16 protein-coding genes are annotated in these 20023 nt (G+C 72.2%); 4 read left to right on the top strand and 12 right to left on the bottom strand.

Annotated elements, in window-relative coordinates:
* Positions 1-46: 46 nt before the first annotated feature.
* Both purE and HW837_RS35950 read right to left on the bottom strand, forming a co-directional pair.
* Entirely contained in the window at positions 47-571 is a 525-nt protein-coding gene (gene purE / locus HW837_RS35955; RefSeq protein ID WP_078853337.1) for a 5-(carboxyamino)imidazole ribonucleotide mutase, read from the bottom strand.
* A complete protein-coding gene (locus HW837_RS35950) occupies positions 568-1728 on the bottom strand; it encodes a 5-(carboxyamino)imidazole ribonucleotide synthase (RefSeq protein WP_045556330.1) in 1161 nt (386 codons plus the stop codon). The genes purE and HW837_RS35950 overlap by 4 nt, the downstream gene beginning before the upstream one ends.
* 272 nt (positions 1729-2000) lie before the next feature.
* Between HW837_RS35950 and HW837_RS35945 the strand changes: the two genes are divergently transcribed.
* Positions 2001-2543: a GtrA family protein gene (locus HW837_RS35945; protein ID WP_045556329.1), complete on the top strand. Its 543-nt coding sequence runs from the start codon at positions 2001-2003 to the stop codon at positions 2541-2543.
* Positions 2544-2721: 178 nt separating this feature from the next.
* Here the strand turns inward: HW837_RS35945 and HW837_RS35940 are convergent, their stop codons facing one another.
* Both HW837_RS35940 and HW837_RS35935 read right to left on the bottom strand, forming a co-directional pair.
* A complete protein-coding gene (locus HW837_RS35940; RefSeq protein WP_045556328.1) occupies positions 2722-3990 on the bottom strand; it encodes an ATP-binding protein in 1269 nt (422 codons plus the stop codon).
* 232 nt (positions 3991-4222) lie between these two features.
* Entirely contained in the window at positions 4223-4900 is a 678-nt protein-coding gene (locus HW837_RS35935; protein ID WP_045556447.1) for a response regulator transcription factor, read from the bottom strand.
* Positions 4901-5380: 480 nt separating this feature from the next.
* Between HW837_RS35935 and HW837_RS35930 the strand changes: the two genes are divergently transcribed.
* A complete protein-coding gene (locus HW837_RS35930; RefSeq protein ID WP_093791821.1) occupies positions 5381-6925 on the top strand; it encodes a peptide MFS transporter in 1545 nt (514 codons plus the stop codon).
* A 68-nt stretch (positions 6926-6993) separates the two neighbouring features.
* On the opposite strand, the gene HW837_RS35925 is transcribed toward HW837_RS35930, so the two are convergent.
* From HW837_RS35925 to HW837_RS35910, 4 genes are all read right to left on the bottom strand, one after another.
* The gene (locus HW837_RS35925) at positions 6994-8109 is read right to left on the bottom strand and encodes a hypothetical protein (protein WP_390623604.1); all 1116 of its coding nucleotides are present in this window, start codon (positions 8107-8109) and stop codon (positions 6994-6996) included.
* Positions 8110-8125: 16 nt separating this feature from the next.
* Positions 8126-8863, bottom strand: a complete 738-nt coding sequence (locus HW837_RS35920; RefSeq protein WP_093791819.1) for an LPXTG cell wall anchor domain-containing protein — start codon at positions 8861-8863, stop codon at positions 8126-8128.
* A 357-nt stretch (positions 8864-9220) separates the two neighbouring features.
* Positions 9221-9736 carry an ATP-binding protein gene (locus HW837_RS35915; protein WP_045556325.1) on the bottom strand — a complete coding sequence of 172 codons (516 nt, stop codon included), beginning with the start codon at positions 9734-9736 and terminating at the stop codon, positions 9221-9223.
* Positions 9737-10156: 420 nt separating this feature from the next.
* The gene (locus HW837_RS35910; protein WP_045556324.1) at positions 10157-10525 is read right to left on the bottom strand and encodes an STAS domain-containing protein; all 369 of its coding nucleotides are present in this window, start codon (positions 10523-10525) and stop codon (positions 10157-10159) included.
* 247 nt (positions 10526-10772) lie between these two features.
* Here HW837_RS35910 and HW837_RS35905 point away from each other — a divergent pair, with 247 nt between their 5' ends.
* Positions 10773-11675, top strand: a complete 903-nt coding sequence (locus tag HW837_RS35905; protein WP_045556445.1) for an RNA polymerase sigma factor SigF — start codon at positions 10773-10775, stop codon at positions 11673-11675.
* Between the two features lie 297 nt (positions 11676-11972).
* Positions 11973-14141 carry a ricin-type beta-trefoil lectin domain protein gene (locus HW837_RS50480; protein WP_193380299.1) on the top strand — a complete coding sequence of 723 codons (2169 nt, stop codon included), beginning with the start codon at positions 11973-11975 and terminating at the stop codon, positions 14139-14141.
* Positions 14142-14216: 75 nt separating this feature from the next.
* Here the strand turns inward: HW837_RS50480 and hutI are convergent, their stop codons facing one another.
* The 4 genes from hutI to hutU all read right to left on the bottom strand — a co-directional run bounded on the left by hutI (position 14217) and on the right by hutU (position 19874).
* Positions 14217-15518, bottom strand: coding sequence for an imidazolonepropionase (hutI, locus tag HW837_RS35895; RefSeq protein WP_045556322.1), 1302 nt, complete (start codon positions 15516-15518; stop codon positions 14217-14219).
* Positions 15515-16873 carry a formimidoylglutamate deiminase gene (locus tag HW837_RS35890; RefSeq protein WP_193382458.1) on the bottom strand — a complete coding sequence of 453 codons (1359 nt, stop codon included), beginning with the start codon at positions 16871-16873 and terminating at the stop codon, positions 15515-15517. Before HW837_RS35890 ends, hutI begins: the two co-directional genes overlap by 4 nt.
* Positions 16870-18075 carry an allantoate amidohydrolase gene (locus HW837_RS35885; protein WP_193380409.1) on the bottom strand — a complete coding sequence of 402 codons (1206 nt, stop codon included), beginning with the start codon at positions 18073-18075 and terminating at the stop codon, positions 16870-16872. Before HW837_RS35885 ends, HW837_RS35890 begins: the two co-directional genes overlap by 4 nt.
* A gap of 134 nt (positions 18076-18209) precedes the next feature.
* A complete protein-coding gene (gene hutU / locus HW837_RS35880; protein ID WP_045556320.1) occupies positions 18210-19874 on the bottom strand; it encodes a urocanate hydratase in 1665 nt (554 codons plus the stop codon).
* Positions 19875-20023 lie beyond the last annotated feature (149 nt).

The raw sequence follows: 20023 nt of genomic DNA, 5'->3' as shown, positions 1-20023 counted from the left end.
CCATCTCCCCCGTGTCCCCCGTGTTCCCCGTCATGTCGTTTGGTGCCTACTTCCCGAAGCCGAAGCCGCTGCCCGCTCCCTCGACCTTGGTGCGCAGGCGCTTGCCCTTCTCGGTCGCCTGGTCGTTCAGCTCCTGCTGGAACTCCCGCATCCGGCCGAGGAGTTCCTCGTCGTGCGTGGCGAGGATGCGCGCGGCCAGCAGACCGGCGTTGCGGGCGCCGGCGACGGAGACCGTCGCGACGGGCACACCGGCCGGCATCTGCACGATCGACAGCAGGGAGTCCATGCCGTCGAGGTACTTCAGCGGCACCGGCACGCCGATGACCGGCAGCGGCGTCACGGACGCGAGCATGCCGGGCAGATGGGCGGCACCGCCCGCACCCGCGATGATCACCTTGAGGCCCCGTCCCGCGGCCTCCTCGCCGTAGGAGACCATCTCGCGCGGCATCCGGTGCGCCGAGACGACGTCGACCTCGTACGCGATCTCGAACTCGTCGAGGGCCTGCGCGGCGGCCTCCATGACGGGCCAGTCGGAGTCCGACCCCATGACAATGCCTACGACGGGGCTCATTCGGTGATCGTGCCTCTCAGGTAACCGGCAGCGTGACGGGCGCGCTCCAGCACGTCGTCGAGGTCGTCGCCGTAGGTGTTGACGTGACCGACCTTACGACCCGGCTTCACGTCCTTGCCGTACATGTGGATCTTGAGCTGCGGGTCGCGGGCCATGCAGTGCAGGTACGCGGAGTACATGTCCGGATAGTCGCCGCCGAGGACGTTGACCATGACGGTCCACTTCGCTCGGGGGCGCGGGTCGCCGAGCGGGAGGTCGAGGACGGCCCGGACGTGGTTGGCGAACTGCGAGGTGATCGCGCCGTCCTGGCTCCAGTGGCCGGAGTTGTGGGGGCGCATGGCCAGCTCGTTGACCAGGATGCGGCCGTCGCGGGTCTGGAACAGCTCGACGGCGAGGTGGCCGACGACGTCCAGTTCCTTGGCGATCCGCAGGGCCATCTCCTCGGCGCGCAGGGCGAGCGTCTCGCCCAGGTCGGGGGCGGGCGCGATGACGGTGTCGCAGACGCCGTTCACCTGCCGCGACTCCACCACCGGGTAGGCGACGGCCTGCCCGTGCGGCGACCGCACGACGTTGGCCGCCAGCTCCCGTACGAAGTCGACCTTCTCCTCCGCGAGGACCGGGACGCCGGCGCGGAAGGGCTCGGCGGCGTCCTCGACGGACCGGACGAACCAGACGCCCTTGCCGTCGTAGCCGCCGCGGACCGTCTTGAGGATGACCGGAAACCCGTCGCCCTCGGCGCCCTCGGGGAGCCCCTCGGCGGCGAAGGCGGCCACGTCGTCGGGGTCCGCGACGATCCGGTGCCGTGGGCACGGCACACCGATCTCGACGAGCTTGGCCCGCATCACGCCCTTGTCCTGGGCGTGCTGGAGCGCGTCCGGGCCGGGGCGCACGGGGATGCCGTCCGCCTCCAGTGCCCGTAGATGCTCGGTGGGTACGTGTTCGTGATCGAAGGTGATCACGTCGCAGCCCTGCGCGAACGCCCGCAGCGTGTCGAGGTCGCGGTAGTCGCCGATGACGACATCGCCGACGACCTGCGCCGCGGAATCCTGAGGGGTGTCACTGAGGAGCTTGAACCTGATGCCGAGCGGGATGCCCGCCTCGTGTGTCATACGAGCGAGCTGGCCACCGCCGACCATGCCGACTACCGGGAACGTCACGCCCCCAGGGTATCGGCCACGGAATCGGCCACTTGCGGGTGCCCGATTTCCTCGCCGATTTCCCCACCGGACCGCCCCTGGACCTCCCGTGTGTCCCGGCTGTGAGCTTCTGCACAGGCATCGTCCAGGGGCGCTGGTTAGCATGGCGGGACCAGTGGAATTCGACCGAAGATCAACTCATTTCTGATCGTTCAGATCTTTTCGGACGGGGCAGCGCCCGGCTGACCACCGGCACGACACCGACCGGAACCGAGTGACGGGGGCAGCACACGATGGGACATACCAGCTCGGGGCCCGATACGAGGCCCCGCGGCGCCCTGCGCCGCCGACTCGACCTGCTCGTGCGCGAGCTCGCCAAGTTCGGCGCCGTGGGCGGTGCGGGGCTGTTGGTGAACCTCGGGGTCTTCAACCTCGTGCGGCACACCACCGAGCTCCAGGTGGTCCGGGCCAGCGTCATCGCCACGGTCGTCGCCATCGTGTTCAACTACGTCGGCTTCCGCTACTTCACGTACCGGGACCGTGACAAGAGCGGCCGTACGAAGGAGCTGTCGCTGTTCCTGCTGTTCAGCGCGGTCGGCCTGGTCATCGAGAACGGCGTCCTCTACACCGCCACGTACGGCTTCGGCTGGGACAGCCCCCTGCAGTCCAACGTCTTCAAGTTCCTCGGCATCGGCGTCGCGACCCTCTTCCGGTTCTGGTCGTACCGCACCTGGGTGTTCCGGGCCCTCCCGGCGCGCGAGACGGTGGCCCGAGCGGAATCGTTCCTGGAAGCGGAGTCGGCCCACCCGCGGACGGTCACGGGCAAACGCCGCTGACACCGGAGGGGGCGCGGGCCGCGCCTTCAGGGGCGCGGGGAACCGCGCGAGAAGCCTCACCGGCCCGCAGCCGCCGCATCACGCCCGGGACAGCCACGGCGCATCCGCGAACCCGAGGCTCAGCACCCCCGCGAACCCCTCGCACCGACCGCCGAGAGCCGGCTGACCGACCGCCGGGCTACCGAACCGGCCGGTCCTCGCCGGCAGGCGTCCGCACCGGCGTGCGCGACAGGAACAGCCCGAACACCGGCGGCTGCGCCTGGAGCATCTCCAGGCGCCCCCCGTCGGCCTCGGCGAGGTCCCGCGCCACCGCCAGCCCGATGCCCGTGGAGTTGCGCCCGCTGATCGCCCGCTCGAAGATCCGCGCCCCGAGGTCGGCGGGGACGCCGGGCCCCTCGTCGGTGACCTCGATCACCGCCTGGTTGCCGGTGACCCGGGTGCGCAGTGCCACCGTGCCGCCGCCGTGCATCAGCGAGTTCTCGATCAGCGCGGCCAGCACCTGCGCGACCGCGCCCGGGGTGCCCACGGCCTGGAGGTGGCGTTTGCCGGAGCTGACGACGGCCCGCCCGGCGCTGCGGTAGGCCGGCCGCCACTCCTCCAGCTGCTGCTTGATGACCTCGTCGAGCTCGAAGGAGACGGCGGAGCCGTTGCGGGGGTCGCGGGAGTTGGTGAGGAGCCGCTCCACGACGTCCGTGAGGCGTTCGACCTGGGTGAGCGCGATGTGCGCCTCCTCCTTCACCGTGTCGATGTCGTCGGTGAGGGTGATCTCCTCCAGCCGCATCGACAGCGCGGTCAGCGGTGTGCGCAGCTGATGGGAGGCGTCCGCGGCGAGCCGCCGCTCGGCGGTCAGCATGCGGCCGATGCGCTCGGCGGAGGCGTCGAGCACGTCCGCGACGCGGTCCAGCTCGGGGACGCCGTACCGCTTGTGGCGGGGGCGCGGGTCGCCGGAGCCGAGCCGTTCGGCGGTCTCGGCGAGGTCGGTGAGGGGGGAGGCGAGGCGGTTGGCCTGGCGTACGGCGAGGAGGACGGCGGCGATGACCGCGAGCAGGGCCACGGCCGCGATGATCAGCAGCGTCCGGCCGACCTCGCGGCTGACCGCCGAGCGGGACTCCTCGACCGTGACGACCTCGTCCTTCTCGCCCGTGGCCTGGTGGCTGATGACGTCGCCGACGGGCTTCTCGCCGATCTCGATCACGGACTGGCCGGGGATCTCGATACGGGCGTAGCGCTCGTCGCCGACCTGGTCCCGCAGGACCTCGGGGGTGATCCTCTCGTCGCCGATGATCCGGCTGTCCACGATGCTGGTCAGCTGGACGGCCTCGGACTCCACGCGTTCCTCGGCGCTGTTGCTGATCGTGCGGGTCTCGACGATGACGAGGGAGACGCCGAACACGGCGATGACCACGAGGACCACGGCGAGGGTGGACTGGATGAGACGGCGACGCACGGTTGCCCTCCGGGCGGGGCGGGTTTTCCTGGACCTCTGATTGTGCGGCACCCGGCACCCGCCGCCGGGCGGGGGTCGGTGCCGCCCGCCGACGCCGGCGGGGTGCCGGCGGGCGACGGGGCGAAGCCCCGTGAGGGGCGCGGGAAGCGGCGCGACCGGCCACGAGGGACCCGCGGCCACCACACGTCCCGCGCCCCCGAGCCGTGGGGCGCCCGGTTCGGCCCGGCGGGTCTCAGTTCTTCTCGAACCGGAATCCGACCCCGCGCACCGTCGCGATGTACCGCGGGTTCGCCGCGTCGTCGCCGAGCTTCTTGCGCAGCCAGGAGATGTGCATGTCGAGGGTCTTCGTGGACGACCACCAGGTGGTGTCCCAGACCTCGCGCATCAGCTGGTCACGGGTGACGACCCGCCCGGCGTCGCGCACGAGCACCCGCAGCAGGTCGAACTCCTTGGCCGTGAGCTGGAGTTCCTCGTCCCCCATCCACGCCCGGTGGGACTCGACGTCGATCCGCACGCCGTGGGTGGCGGGCGGCTGCGCCGGCTCGGAGGAGCCGCGCCGCAGCAGGGCCCGGACACGGGCGAGCAGCTCGGCCAGCCGGAAGGGCTTGGTGACGTAGTCGTCGGCGCCCGCGTCGAGACCGACGACGGTGTCCACCTCGTCGGCGCGCGCGGTCAGGATGAGGATCGGCACGGTGTGCCCCTCGGCGCGCAGCCGACGGGCCACCTCCAGGCCGTCCATCCCGGGCAGCCCCAGGTCCAGGACGACCAGGTCGACGCCACCCTGCATTCCGGCGTCCAGCGCGGTGGGACCGTCCTCGCGGACCTCCACCTCGTACCCTTCCCGGCGCAGTGCGCGAGCCAACGGCTCCGAGATGGACGCGTCGTCCTCGGCGAGCAGTACACGGGTCATGGGCTGATGGTAGTCCGCCGAGAACCGCAGGTGGAGGGTGATCGGCAAGCGTGATTCACACCTTTGTCCCATGGTTCTCTTACTCCCCATGGTCATGATCCACTGCGGTGGGCGTTTCGTCCGCCGCCGGTGAAGATCCGCGTCACCGTGTGGAGATGACGGCCGGGTTCGGTGGGAATCGCCCGCCGCCCCTGTGAACGGGGCGTCGCCGCGCCGCGCCCCGCAGGGTCACATCCTGCGCCTATGCGCCATGAACCCCTGATTCACCTTGGAATGCGCGATCACCAGCGCCTTCTTACCTGTGATCCGCCTCTCAAGCCCTTCCGTTTCCTGCTTCCTCCTGGCGTATGGTGACGGAACGCCTGTAGCTGCACGTGGGGACCTTTGGCGACATATCCGCGCCGAGGGTCTCTTTTGTGTGCGGAACACCCTGTGGGCGCGCGCCCCCACGCGCGCCGTCCCGAACAGCAAGGAACGACCATGGCGTCCAGCCTGACGAAGGACTCGGCCGGCCGGGCAACCCCCGGCGGCGAGGGCACCTTCTTCGGCCACCCCCGCGGACTGGCCACTCTCTTCATGACCGAGATGTGGGAGCGATTCTCCTACTACGGCATGAAGGCTCTCCTCACCGTCTACCTGCTCTCCGGCGGCCCCGACGCCGGCAAGGGGAGCATGGGAGGCGGCCTGGCCATGGACCTGGCCACCACCACCACGATCGTCGCCGTCTACTCGGCGATGGTCTATCTGCTCGCCATGCCCGGCGGCTGGCTCGGCGACCGTGTCTGGGGCCCCCGCAAGACGGTGGCGATCGCGGCCGTCACGATCATGTCCGGGCACCTGGTGCTCGCCCTGCCGGGCGGTCAGGCACCGTTCTTCGCCGGCCTGGTGCTGGTCGCGGCCGGTTCCGGTCTGTTGAAGGCCAACATCTCCACGATGGTGGGCCACCTGTACGACGGCCCCGAGGACCCGCGGCGCGACGGCGGCTTCACGATCTTCTACATGGGCATCAACGCGGGTGCGTTCTTCGCCCCGCTGGCCATCGGCACCGTCGGCCAGGAGGTCAACTGGCACCTCGGCTTCGGTCTGGCCGCGGTCGGCATGGCCATCGGCCTCGCCGTCTTCCTCGCCGGCAGCCGGACCCTGAGTCCGACGAGCGACATCGTCCCGAAGCCGCTGGCCGCCGAGGAGCGCGCCGCCTGGCTGCGCAAGGGCCTGCTCTGGCTGGCCGTCGCGGCCGTCTTCTACGGCGCCGTCGGCCTCAGCGGCCACTTCACCCTGAACTGGGCGATGATCCCGCTCACGGTCATCGGCCTGGTCGTCCCGGCGGGTGTGCTGCTGCGCATCAAGCGCGACAAGGAGCTGACCACCGCCGAGCAGTCGAAGATGACCGGCTACATCTGGTTCTTCGTCGCCGCCGCCGTGTTCTGGATGATCTACGACCAGGGCGCGTCCACGGTCCAGGCGTTCGGCTCGAACGACGAGAAGGTGGCCGGCTCGCTGCTCGGCTTCGAGTTCCCGACGTCCTGGTACCAGTCGCTGAACCCGCTGTTCATCATGGCGCTGGCCCCGGTCTTCGCCTGGCTCTGGCTGTGGCTCAACCGCCAGGGCAGGGAGCCCAGTACGGCCGTGAAGTTCGCGATGGCGCTGGTGCTCATCGGTGTCTCGTTCTTCTTCTTCCTGATCCCGCTGGGCATGGCGGCGGACGGCACCCTGGCCAGCCCGATGTGGCTGGTGGGCATCTACTTCATCCAGACCGTCGGTGAGCTGTGCCTCTCCCCCGTCGGGCTGTCGGTGACGACGAAGATGGCCCCGGCCAAGTACGCCAGCCAGATGATGGGCGTGTGGTTCCTCGCGGTCACCGCGGGCGACTCGATCACCGGCCTGCTCTCCAACCCGGCCGTCGGCGGCTTCGACCTCAGCGGCACCGCCATGGTCGCCGTCGAGGCCACCCTCGCCGTCCTCGCCGGCTTCGCGATCCACATGTACCGCAAGAAGGTCAGGGCCCTCACGGGCGACGTCAACTGAGGGGCGACGCCCGCCGGACCAGGGGAAAGGGCCGCCGCACTCCGGGTGCGGCGGCCCTTTCGCGCGCTTCACATGCCCGTACGGCGTGACCGCGCCCCTCCGGCTGATGTGCCCGCGTCCGCCTCCGTATCCGTGTCCGAGTCCAAGTCCGGTGTGAACCACGGCAGGGTCGAGGGTGTGCGGGGCGGGGACGGGGTGCGGGGATGGGCGTGGGCCGCGGTCGACGGGGGTGGCCGGGGGAGCCAGGCGGGGAGGGACACGACGCGTCGCCTCCGGCCTCCGCGCTCGGGAGCCTCGCGCCCGGGCCGTACGCGGTCCACCACCGCCATGCCGATCCGGAACAGCGCGGCGGGCACGACGAGGCAGAGCATCAGCCAGAAGAGGGTGACGCCCCAGGGGCGGCCCACGCTCCACGGCTGCTCGGCGAGGACCTTGCCGCCGTAGGTGAGGGAGACGGTGTAGTCGCCGTGGGCCCCGGCCGCGAGTTCGACGGGCAGGGTGACGCGGGCCTCGCCGCCCGGCGGGACCGTGCCACGCCACCGCTGCTCCTCCCAGCGTGGCGCGAACACCCCGTGGGAGGTGCCGACCTGGAAGACCGGGTCCTTCACCGGGGAGGTGCCGACGTTGCCCACGGTGAGGACCAGTTCACGGGCGGGTGGCGCCCCGAACCAGGTCAACAGCCCGCTGGAGCCCGTCAGTCGACTGTCCGTCAGGAGCGACAGGCGCCCGCCGGTCACCTCCCGCGGCAGCGGCTCGACGGAGTGCCCGGCGACCCGGAACGCCACGTCGGCCTCGGCCTCCGGGCCGGTGATGGTGGAGACGTGCACGACGCACGGGCACGGCACCGGGGGCTCCGCAACCGGCAACTCCCGGCGGAACGCGCCCTTGTCGTCGGCGGTCACGGCCCGTCCGTCGGCGTTGGCGCAGGAGTCGGTGCCCCCGGGCACACCGCCCGACGGCGTCGACCGGCCGCAGATCAGCACCATCAGGATCGCCTCAGGCCGCCAGCCGCTCCCGGTCACGGTGACCGAACCACCGGTCCCCGCCTCCGACTTCGACAGCTTCACGGTCGGCGTGGCCGCGTTCGCGAGGGGCGCCGGGAGCGCCGGGAGCGCCAGGGCAAGGGTGAGCACCACCAGGGTGAGCACCCTGGTGGTGTACGACGCCGGGGTCCGCCCACTGATCACGTCCGGCTCCCGTTCAGCGACGTACCGCCTGGTTCCTGCGCGTCACCCACAGCACCCCCGCCGTGCCCGCGAGCAGCACCGTGCCGCCGAGTGTGCCGAGCGCGACCGCCGAGTCCAGGGGGCCGGTCTGCGGCAGCTCGCCACCCGAACCTCCCGTACCGCCCGACGCGTTCGACCCGCCCGAGCCACCGGTGTCGGACCCGCCGCCCGAGCCGCCCCCGGCGGTGACGTCGAGAGTCAGCGACGGCGCGGGATCGTTGCCCGGGGTGCAGGTGGTCACCGTGCCGAGGGCCTTGATGGTCAGGACCCCCGCGGTGAACTCGACCTTGCCGGTCTTCTTCGGGGTGTACGTGCCGCTCAGGTCGTTGATCTTGATCGGGGTGTTGGCCGGGAGCGCCTCCTCGTTGGCCGGCCCCGTCACCGTGAGCGTGCCGCTGTCGGCCCCGCCCAGTGCGATCGTGGCGCTGGGCGTCATCGCGCCCTTGCCCAGCTCGACCGGGCTGGACGAGACACCCTTCTGCCACGACATGGTGATCTTGTAGCCGTCGCCGCTCTCGACTCCCTTGATGTCGATCGGCGACACCGCGGACTTGTCCCCGATCGGCGTCTTGCAGTTGTACTCGACGTCCACGACCTCGGCATGAGCCACCGGGGCGGCCATCAGCACCGCCGAGCCGGCCAGGGCCGCGAGGGACGCGAGCACGGCGGTTCGTTTCTGGTACGTCCGGTACGACACCTCGGCACCCCACATTCTGACGGAACATCAGATCGGCGGCTCAAGGTACGCCGGGGCCCTTGGAGAAGGAAGACACGCGCAAGTGTCGGATGTGTGTCGATGAGCCGGGCGACGCCACGGCGAGGGCGGGCGACGCCACGGCGGGCAGGGAGGAAGCCACCACGAGCGCGGGCGAAGCCACAGCCACCGGCAAGCGCGGGTCGGGTGAAGGCGCCCGCCCGGCGCACCGACGGGCGGCGAACAGTGCGACGGTGGTGCACGGTGCGCGACGGCGGTGGACGGTGCGACGGCGGCGCGCGAGGCGGTGGACGGTGCGACGGCGGTGGGCAGTTCGGCCCACCGGTTCGTGCCCCCGCGCCCGGCGCGGGGCCGCTACGCGGGCGCCCCCAGCTCGGCCCACACCGTCTTTCCGGACTCCCCGGGAGCCCGTACGACCCCCCAGTCCAGGCAGAGCCGCTGGACGATGAACATCCCGTGTCCGCCCGGCCGTCCGGCTCGGTGCGGAGTACGTGGCGCCGGGCTGCCCGTGCCCCGGTCGGCCACCTCGATGCGCAGCACCTTGTTGTCGCAGCCGATGCGCAGCTCGGCCGGGCCCCCGGCGTGCAGGCAGGCGTTGGTGACCAGCTCGGAGACCACCAGCAGCACATCCTCGGCCGCGGCCCGCTGGTCCGCGGTCGCGGCCGGCAGCCACCCCCACGCGTACAACGCCTGGCGGGTGAAGTCACGGGCCAGCGGCACCACCCCGCTCTCGCCCTCGAAGCCGAGTCGACGGGGGAGACGGCTCGCGGCGGGAGCCTCGGGCGGGTCTCCGCCCGGCACCCCGGAAGCGCCGCCGGCACCCGGTTCCGGGCCGCGGTCGCCCGGCGAGAAAGGCCGGGTGGTGCTCATCAGCGCTTCACCTCACCGATTCACCAGTTCACGATTCAGGACTTGTCAAGGGTGCGGGACGAGGGCCCGCGGTGCATGCCGTTCTCTGCTGTCATCCGTTGCGCCATCCGTATTCCGTCACGCCTCGCCGTACTGCCGGGCCGCCGGGCCGGGACCCGGTCGTATCCGGGTCACCACCCACACGTTCAGGATGTCTCCTGCCCGAGCGAACCGTCAGAACACCCATGTTTTCGGCACAGAACCTGTGACGCGAATAACCCGAAGGGCGGGGTGCCACACCTGGGGCTCGCCAGGACGTGCGACCGGCCGACGCCACCGGCCCGCCGCCATCGACCCGCCGACCCACCTCCGTCGACCTGCCGCCGACCGAGCCGGGCGACCGGGCTCGTGACGGAGGTCACGGGCGGGCCGGCCGCGGCGCTAGTCGCCCAAGGCGGCCTCGAGGGTGTCGTGGACGGTGAACACCGCGTCCGCCCCGGTGATCTCGAAGACCCGCGCCACCGCCGGGAGCATTCCCGCCAGATGGACGCCGCCGCCCGCCGACTCCGCCCTGAGCCGCACGCCCAGCAGGACGTTGAGCCCGGTGGAGTCGCAGAACTCCAGGCGTGAGCAGTCCACCACCAGACGTGTGAACCCCTTGTCCAGGCAGCTCTCGAGTGGCTCACGCAACAGATCGGCGGTGTGGTGATCGAGCTCACCCGCCGGGGTCACGACGGCACTGAGGCCCTCTTCCCGCACCTCGACCCGTAGTCGGCCCGACTGTGCGCTGCCGACCGTCCCACGGTCCATGCCGTCTCTCTCCCGACCGTCGTGACTGCTGACTCGCCCTCGAACACTACGCCTTCTCCACACTCCCCGACACCTGAACAATCGCCCACAAAGGGACATTTCGCCACAGGAGGCACTTGCGACGACCTCGGGAAACCGGGTAGGGCTAGTACTGACACCAATCGACACGGCCGGCTTTGGAGGCGCCGCACACCGCAGTGCACGTATTGGCATCGGCGGCCATATGCCGAGAACGATGGAGGACATCATGTCACCCCGGCTCGACGAATCGCATACCCAGAGGGCGACGTCGGCATCCGCCCCGGAAGAGACGCAGGACGACCTCGCCCACAATCCGGGCGACGCACTCGCCGACCTCCCGGAGATCCCCCCGTACGACGAGGTGGGACCGGTGGACGCGCGAGCCCTGTCCAAGACCCTCTTCGAGCGGCTCGAATCCCTTGAGGAAGGCACGTACGAATACTCGTACGTCCGCAACACCCTGGTCGAACTCAACCTGGCTCTGGTGAAGTTCGCCGCCTCCCGGTTCCGCTCCCGCAGCGAACCCATGGAGGACATCATCCAGGTCGGCACCATCGGCCTCATCAAGGCGATCGACCGTTTCGAACTGAGCAGGGGCGTCGAGTTCCCCACGTTCGCGATGCCGACCATCGTCGGCGAGATCAAGCGTTTCTTCCGCGACACGAGCTGGTCCGTGCGCGTGCCGCGCAGACTCCAGGAGCTCCGTCTCGACCTGGCCAAGGCCGGTGACGAGCTCGCTCAGAAGCTCGATCGCGCTCCGACGGTGGGAGAGCTGGCGGAGCGCCTCGGGCTGACGAACGACGAGGTCGTCGAAGGCATGGCGGCGTCGAACGCGTACACCGCCTCGTCGCTGGACGCCCAGCCCGAGGAGGACGACTCCGAGGGCGCCCTGGCGGACCGGATCGGCTACGAGGACCACGGCCTCGAAGGCATCGAGTACGTCGAGTCCCTGAAGCCGCTGATCGCCGAACTGCCGCCGCGCGACCGGAAGATCCTTTCGCTGCGGTTCGTGGCCGGCATGACGCAGTCCGAGATCGGGGACGAACTGGGCATCTCCCAGATGCATGTCTCCCGTCTGCTGTCCCGCACGCTGGTGCGCCTGCGCAAGGGCCTGACCCTGGAGGAGTGAGCGTGCGCCGGCGCCGGTCCTGGTGGCGGAGTCGGTGACGGCCGACGACGGTCCTGGGGACGGAGTCGGTGACGGACGTGCGAAGAATTCGAGTCGGCCGGGTGCGACGGGAGTGGCGACACTCCCGACGTATCCGGCCGAACTGCGCCCGGCCCACCCCTGTCTCACTCCCCCTCACCCCCTTACCGCAAGAAACCCCTTCCCCCTGGTTCACCTTCCGCCACTATGGTCACGCGCCAGACTGTTCGGTATGCCAGAAGCCGACGGGCGGACACGGGGGTGCGAGGAGGCACGAGGATGGCTCGGGCTCGAGACGAGCGCCCCGGCGGCGACAACGGCCATGAGGACCACCACCGGGACACAGGTGCGCCCAGCGCACGCCCCGACGACGGGTCCGAACACCGGCACGCGAACGCGTCGGACTCCCGGCTCACCGCGCTGTTACGGTCCGACTCACCGACCGCGTACACGGCCCTGCGCGAACTGCGCGAGCGCCACCACCCGTCGGTCCTCGCCTACGCCCGGCTCTGCGCCGCGAGCGAGTCCGCGGCGCGGGAGCTGGCGACGCAGGCGTTCACCGTCGCCACCAAGGAGACGGCGCGCGGGGTCGAGGCGACCGTCCCCTGGCGCCATCGGCTGCTCCTGCTGACCGCGCGGGTCGCCGGCGGCTGGGCCACGGGCGGCGGCGCGACCGGACTCGCCCCCGCCCTGCGGGTCGTGCTGGACACGGCGGGCCCCGGCGGCCGCGTCCCGCCCCTGCTCGCGGCGTTCGAACTGCTGCCGCCCCGGCCACAGGGGCTCATCTGGTACGGCATCGTGGAGGACGAGCCCGACGACCGTACGGCCGTGCTCCTCGGCCTCACGCCCGACGACGTGACCTACAAGCGGGAGTCCGCGCTCCACGCCCTGCGCCAGGCCTGTCTGCGGGTGCGCCTGGCCGCCTCCGACGACCCGCGCTGCCAGGACTTCCGCCGGCTGATCGAGGAGTCCGTACGGCCGGACACACCTCGCCACAGCACCGATCTGCGGGCCCACATGGAGCACTGCCCGCACTGCACCGGCGCGTACGAGGAGTTGCGCGCCCTGCGCGACAGCCCGCGCGCGACCCTCGCGGAGGGGCTCCTCCCGTGGGGCGGCACGGCGTACACGCGGAGCGCGACGGGCCTGCGGGCCGAGGGCGGCACGGGGGCATGGGACGGTACGGCTGCGGCAGCGGCTGCTTCTGCTTCTGCTTCTGAGGACTGGGCGGGGGAGGGCTCCGGGTTCGGGGCCGGATCCGGAGCCGCGTTCGGGGCCGGGTTCGGGTTCGGATCCGGGCCTGGAGGCGGCGGCGAGGGTGCGGGGAGCGGCTCCGACGCCGGGGGTGCGGAGCGCGCGGCGAGCGGCGCGGGCGCGGAGAGCCCGGGGGGTTCCTCGGGCGGGGCGGAGGCGTGGGCCGCGCCTGGCGCCGGCGCGGGCCCGGGCGCACGCATCGACACGGGAGCCGGGGCGGAGGCGTGGCCGGGGTCCGGCGCCGATGACCGGGCCCGTGCGCCGGCCGGGGCGGAGCCATGGGAGGGTCCCGGCTTCGGTGACCGGAGTGGTGAGGGGCCAGGGCTCGGGATCGCGGCGGGGGTCGGTGCCGGGGCGGCGGGACCGGCCGAGGCCGGGGTCCGGTCGGTGGGCCGGACCCGGTCGGCGCGCAGGGCCGGGGCCGGGGCCGCGGCCGGCGGGGAGGGCGAGGCCTCGACGTCGGGGGCCAAGTGGTCGTCGTCCCGTCGGCTCGCGCTGACCTCGGTGGCGCTGGGCGTGGCGTTGGCGCCGCTGTTGGCGTTCCTGGTGTTCTCAGGCTCGGTCGGGTCGTCGTCCGACGACGAGGCGGGCTCCGGCGGTACGCCCGCCGCCCCTCCCTCGGGTGCGGCGACCCCGACCGTCCCGCCGAGCCCGACGCCGTCCCCGACCCCCTCCGAGACCGCGAGCCCCTCGAAACCGCCGCGGAAGGAGGAGCCGCCGAAGAGCCCGAGTCCGTCGACGCCGGGTCCGCCGAAGCCGTCGCTGCCGTACGGGCCTCCGCTGAACGGGGCCTACACCCAGGTGGTGAACGTCGGGTCGGGCCTGTGCCTGGACATCCGGGGCGAGTTGGAGAAGGGCACCGACGTCGTCACGGCCACCTGCTCCTCGCGCGCCACCCAGCGCTGGCGCGTCGACTCCCACGGGGACGCCCTCCAGTCGTTCGCCGATCCCGACCTGTGCCTGGACAGCCGGGGGGCGACCGACGACGGGGTGGGCATCTGGGACTGCGACTCGCTCGACGGGGACAACGGTGACAACCTGCGCTTCGACGTCGACTCCCGGGGGATGATCCGCCCGGCGGTCGCGCCGGGGTACGCCGTGACCCCGGACGCGCTCGGCTCCGTCGCCTTCGCCGAGGCGTCCGGACGCGACGGACAGCGATGGCGCGCGGGCGCCGGGCCGGTCCACGACTGACGCCGGGGCGGCGCCCGGCGCCGCCATTTGTCCGGCGCCGCCGCTTGTCCGGCACCGGTCCGCGCCCGGCGGCGGTCAGCGCACGCGTACGCCCCTGCGCCACACGCCCGTGACCAGGGGGACGCCCGGCCGGTAGGCGAGGTGGACGTGGCTGGGCGCGTCCAGCAGCGCGAGGTCGGCGTACGCGCCCGGCGTGAGACGGCCGATGTCGTCGCGGCGGAGCGCCCGAGCGCCCCCGGCTGTGGCCGACCAGACGGCCTCGTCCGGCGTCATCCCCATGTCCCGCACGGCGAGCGCGACGCAGAACGGGACGGACGAGGTGAACGACGACCCGGGGTTGCAGTCCGTGGAGAGGGCGACGGTGACGCCCGCGTCGAGGAGGCGGCGGGCGTCCGGCCACTCGGCGCGGGTGGAGAACTCGGCGCCGGGCAACAGCGTGGCGACCGTCCGGCTGTTCGCCAGTGCGTCCACGTCGGCGTCGGTGAGGTGGGTGCAGTGGTCCGCGCTGGCCGCGTCGAGTTCCACGGCGAGCTGGACGCCGGGGCCGTGGGAGAGCTGGTTGGCGTGGATGCGAGGGTGCAGGCCCCTCGCCTTGCCGGCCGTGAGGATCGCTCGGGCCTGGTCGCCGTCGAAGGCGCCCTTCTCGCAGAAGACGTCGATCCAACGGGCGTACGGGGCGCAGGCGTCGAGCATCTCGCCGGTGACGAGCGCGACGTAGGCGGCGGGGTCCTCGGCGTGGTCCGGGGAGACGATGTGGGCGCCGAGGTAGGTGACCTCGTCGGTGTGCCGGGCGGCGATGCGCAGCGCCCGTGCCTCGTCCTCGACGGTCAGGCCGTAGCCCGACTTCGTCTCGAAGGTGGTGGTGCCCTGGCCGAGGGCCTCGCGGAGGTAACGGGTGAGGTTGGCCTCCAGTTCCTCGTCGGTGGCGGCGCGCGTGGCGGCGACGGTCGTACGGATGCCGCCCGCGCTGTAGGCCCGGCCGGACATGCGGGCGTTGAACTCGGCGGTCCGGTCGCCCGCGAAGACGAGGTGGGAGTGGGAGTCCACGAAGCCCGGGATCACCGCCCGCCCACCGGCGTCGACCCGATTGTCAGTGGCGGGTGCTTTGCTTTGATCACCGGTCCACGCGATGCGTTCACCGTCGATGACGACGGCCGCGTCCTGGATCAGTCCGAGGGGGGATCTGTCGCCGAGGGAGGGGTCGTTGGTGACCAGGGCAGCGATGTTGGTGATGAGCGTGCTGGCGGTGCTCGCCGAGTGGGCGGGGCTGTCGGTCGTCGGGCTGCTCATGGCGTCCTTGGTTGCCTGGTCGGCGGTCGGTTCGGAATCGGGCCGGGGTTCGGGGGCCGGTCGCGCGGGCGGGCCGGCGGGGGTCATCCGCGCAGCGCTGCGACGGCGTCCGCGAGGGCTTTCGGCACATCCGGTACGAGCGCGTGCGCCCCGTCCCGTACGACGTGCCGACCTGCCACCACCGTGTGCGACACGTCTGCTGCCGACGCGGCGAATACAGCCGTCTCCGCACCGAGCCGTGGAAGCGGCCCCGCTGTCCTGACGGAGTCGAGCGCGATCGTCGTGAAGTCGGCGAGGGCGCCTGTCTCCAGGGCGCCGGCGTCGTCCCAGCCGATCGCCGCGTGACCGTCGGCGGAGGCCGCCCGCAGGAGGGCCGCCGCCGTCCAGTGGCCGCGCGTGCGGGTGCGCAGCCGCTCGTTCAGCTCCATCGCGCGCGCCTCTTCGAGCAGGTCGACGACGGCGTGGCTGTCGGAGCCGAGGGAGAGCGGGGAGCCCGCCCGTTGCAGGGCGGCGGCGGGTCCGATGCCGTCCGCGAGGTCCCGTTCGGTGGTGGGGCACATACAGGTGCCGGTGCCGCTGGCGCCGATGAGGGCGATGTCCTCGTCGGTGAGGTGGGTGTTGTGGACGCCGGTCGTGCGCGGCCCCAGCACACCGTGGTCGGCGAGGAGTTGCGTGGGAGTGCACCCGTGCGCCTCGTGGCAGGCGTCGTTCTCCGCCGTCTGCTCCGACAGGTGCACATGCAGCGGGGCCCCCCGCTCCTCGGCCCAGCGCGCCACCGTCGCCAACTGCCCGGCGGGGACGGCCCGTACGGAGTGCACGGCAGCACCGATCCGCGCGTGATCCCGGTCCTTGAGAACTGAACAGCGTTCGGCCCAGGCCTCGGCCGTGCCGTCGGAGAAGCGGAGCTGGTGGGGGTCGGGCGCCTTGCCGAAGCCGGCGGAGAGGTAGGCCGTGTCGAGGAGGGTGATCCGGATGCCCGCCTCGGCGGCGGCCTGGACGAGCGCCTCGCCCATGGCGTTCGGGTCGGCGTACGGGGTGCCGCCGGGGGTGTGGTGCACATAGTGGAACTCGCCGACGGCCGTGATCCCGGCCAGCGCCATCTCCGCGTACACGGCCCGCGCGAGGGCGTGGTAGGTGTCCGGGGTCAGCCGGTCCGCCACCCGGTACATGACCTCGCGCCAGGTCCAGAAGGTGCCCGAGCCGACCTGGACGGTGCCGCGCAGGGCCCGGTGGAAGGCGTGGCTGTGGGCGTTGGCGAGGCCGGGCAGGGTCAGCCCGCGCAGGACGACCGCGCCCGGGGGCGGGGTGGGCGTCCCGGTGCGCACGGCGGTGATGCGGCCGCCGGGGCCGCCGGGGCCGCCGGTGGTCGCCGTGAGGGTCACGCCCGGCTCGACGTGCGTGCCGAGCCAGGCGTGTTCGAGCCAGTAGGTCGTCTCCGTCACCTGCGGGCCAGCCCTTCCAGTACGTCGGCGAGCGCGGTCACCCCGGCCAGGCAGTCGTCCTCGGCGGCGTGCTCGGCCGGGGAGTGCGAGACGCCCGTCGGGTTGCGCACGAACAGCATGGCGGTCGGGACGGTCCCGGAGAGGATCCCGGCGTCGTGTCCGGCGCCGGTCCCGAGCACCGGCACCTTCAGATCGGCGGTGTCGCGGCCCAGGATGCGGGCGATCTCGTCCCGCAGGGCGTGTTCGAACTCGACGACGGGGGTGAAGGACTCGCGGACGACGTCCAGTTCGATCCCGTGCGCCTGGGCGAAGTCCCGGGCGGCCTCCTCGACGGCGCCGACGACCGTGTCCAGCGTCGTCTGGTCCTCGGCGCGGGAGTCGAGCCAGCCGCGCACGAGGGAGGGGATGGCGTTGACGCCGTTGGGCTCGACGGCGATCTTGCCGAAGGTGGCGACGGCACCGGCGAGCCGTGCCTCCCGGCGGGCGGCGAGCACGGTCTCCGCGTACGACAGCATGGGGTCCCGGCGGTCCACGAGGCGGGTCGTGCCCGCGTGGTTGGCCTCGCCGCGGAAGTCGAACCGCCACCGTCCGTGCGGCCAGATGGAGCTGGCGATGCCGACGGCGTCGCCGGACAGGTCCAGGGCCCGCCCCTGCTCGACGTGGAGTTCGACGAACGCGCCGATCCGTGCGAGCCGCTCCGGGTCCGGTCCGATGCGCTCGGGGTCGTGTCCGGCGGCCTCCATCGCCCGCGACAGCGTGACGCCGTCGCCGTCGGTCAGCCGCCCGGCCTGTTCGACGGTGAGCTGCCCGGCGGCCAGGCGTGACCCGACGCAGGCCAGCCCGAACCGGGCGCCCTCCTCGTCGCCGAAGTTGACGACGGCGAGGGGCTTGTCGAACCGGGCGCCCCGGGCGCGGAGTTCGTCGAGCGCGGCGAAGGACGACACCACGCCGAGGGGGCCGTCGAAGGCACCGCCGTCGGGCACGGAGTCGAGATGGGACCCCGTGACGACGGCGTCCCCGGCGGCGGGGTCGCCCAGCCAGGCCCACTGGTTGCCGTTGCGATCGACCTCGTAGGCCAGTTGCCGGTCGCGTGCCTGTTCCTCGAACCAGGCCCGGCACTCGGCGTCGGCGCCGGTCCACGCGAACCGGCGGTACCCGCCGGAGTCGGCGTGCCGCCCGATGGGCGCGAGGTCCCGCCACATCTCGTGGAAGGAGGCGCCTCGGACGGCCTGCCGCGCGGTCCCGGGGGCGGCGGCCCGCCCGGCCGGTGTCGCGGACGGCGCCGGATCCCCGGCCCGCACCGGGGAGTCGCCGTCGTGTCCGCTGCGGCTCCGGGTCACGCGTCGCCGCCTTCACGCATCGGTACCCGTACGCCCCGCTCGTCGGCGACGGACTCCGCGATGTCGTATCCGGCGTCGACGTGGCGGATCACGCCCATGCCGGGGTCGTTGGTGAGGACCCGGCGGACCTTCTCGCCGCCCAGCCTCGTGCCGTCGGCGACCGTGACCTGCCCGGCGTGGAGGGAGCGGCCCATGCCGACGCCGCCGCCGTGGTGGATCGACACCCAGGAGGCGCCGGAGGCGACGTTGACCATGGCGTTCAGCAGCGGCCAGTCGGCGATCGCGTCGGAGCCGTCGAGCATGGCCTCGGTCTCGCGGTAGGGGGAGGCGACGGAACCGGAGTCGAGGTGGTCGCGGCCGATGACCAGGGGGGCGGCGAGTTCGCCGGAGGCCACCATGTCGTTGAACCTCTCACCCGCCCTGTCCCGCTCGCCGTAGCCCAGCCAGCAGATGCGGGCCGGGAGGCCCTGGAAGTGGACGCGCTCGCCGGCCATTTTGATCCACCGGTGCAGGGACTCGTTCTCGGGGAACAGGTCGAGGATCGCCCTGTCGGTCTTGGCGATGTCGGCGGGGTCGCCGGAGAGGGCCGCCCACCGGAAGGGGCCCTTGCCCTCGCAGAACAGCGGCCGGATGTAGGCGGGGACGAAGCCGGGGAAGGCGAACGCCCGGTCGTATCCGGCGAGTCGGGCCTCGCCCCGGATGGAGTTGCCGTAGTCGAAGACCTCCGCTCCGGCGTCCAGGAAGCCGACCATGGCCTCGACGTGCCGGGCCATGGACTCGCGGGCGCGGGTCGTGAAGCCGGCCGGGTCCTTCGCCGCGTACGACGTCATGTCGTCGAAGTCGACGCCCACCGGGAGGTAGGCCAGCGGGTCGTGGGCGGAGGTCTGGTCGGTGACGATGTCGACGGGGGCGCCCATGGCGAGGAGCTGGGGGACGAGGTCGGCGGCGTTGCCGAGGACGCCGATGGAGAGGGGGCGGCGGGCGTCCCGGGCCTCGACGGCCAGCTGGAGGGCGTGGTCGAGGGAGTCGGCCCTGACGTCGAGGTAGCGGTGCTCGATGCGGCGCTCGATCGCGCGCGGGTCGACGTCGATACAGATCGCGACGCCGTCGTTCATGGTCACGGCCAGGGGCTGGGCGCCGCCCATGCCGCCGAGACCGGCGGTGAGGGTGATCGTCCCGGCGAGGGTGCCGCCGAACTTCTTGGCGGCGACGGCGGCGAAGGTCTCGTAGGTGCCCTGGAGGATGCCCTGGGTGCCGATGTAGATCCAGGAACCGGCCGTCATCTGCCCGTACATGGTCAGGCCGAGCCGTTCCAGGCGGCGGAACTCCTCCCAGTTGGCCCAGTCGCCGACGAGGTTGGAGTTGGCGATGAGGACGCGGGGGGCCCACTCGTGGGTCTGCATGACGCCGACGGGGCGGCCGGACTGGACGAGCATCGTCTCGTCCTGCTTGAGGGTCCGCAGGGTGCGGACCATGGCGTCGAAGGAGCGCCAGTCTCGGGCGGCCTTGCCCGTGCCGCCGTAGACGACGAGCTTGTCGGGGTGCTCGGCGACCTCGGGGTCGAGGTTGTTCTGGAGCATGCGCAGGGCGGCTTCCTGCTGCCAGCCCAGAGCGCTGAGTTCCGTACCACGCGACGCTCGAACGGGGCGGGGTCCTGACACGGGTCTGCCTCCTCGCTTTACAGCAACTATTCACATCCTGACTTGATGAATAGAGCTAGTCAATACAGCCGTAGGGCCAGCGGTGGCGCGCCGTCGATGTTTGGCTGGACACACTGGCCGTATGGCTTCGGACGACGACACGACAACGG

Source organism: Streptomyces caniscabiei (assembly GCF_014930365.1).
In the GTDB taxonomy this organism is placed as follows: domain Bacteria; phylum Actinomycetota; class Actinomycetes; order Streptomycetales; family Streptomycetaceae; genus Streptomyces; species Streptomyces caniscabiei.
The sequence above is the reverse complement of the archived record's forward strand: the minus strand, read 5'-3'. Positions and strand labels throughout refer to the sequence as shown.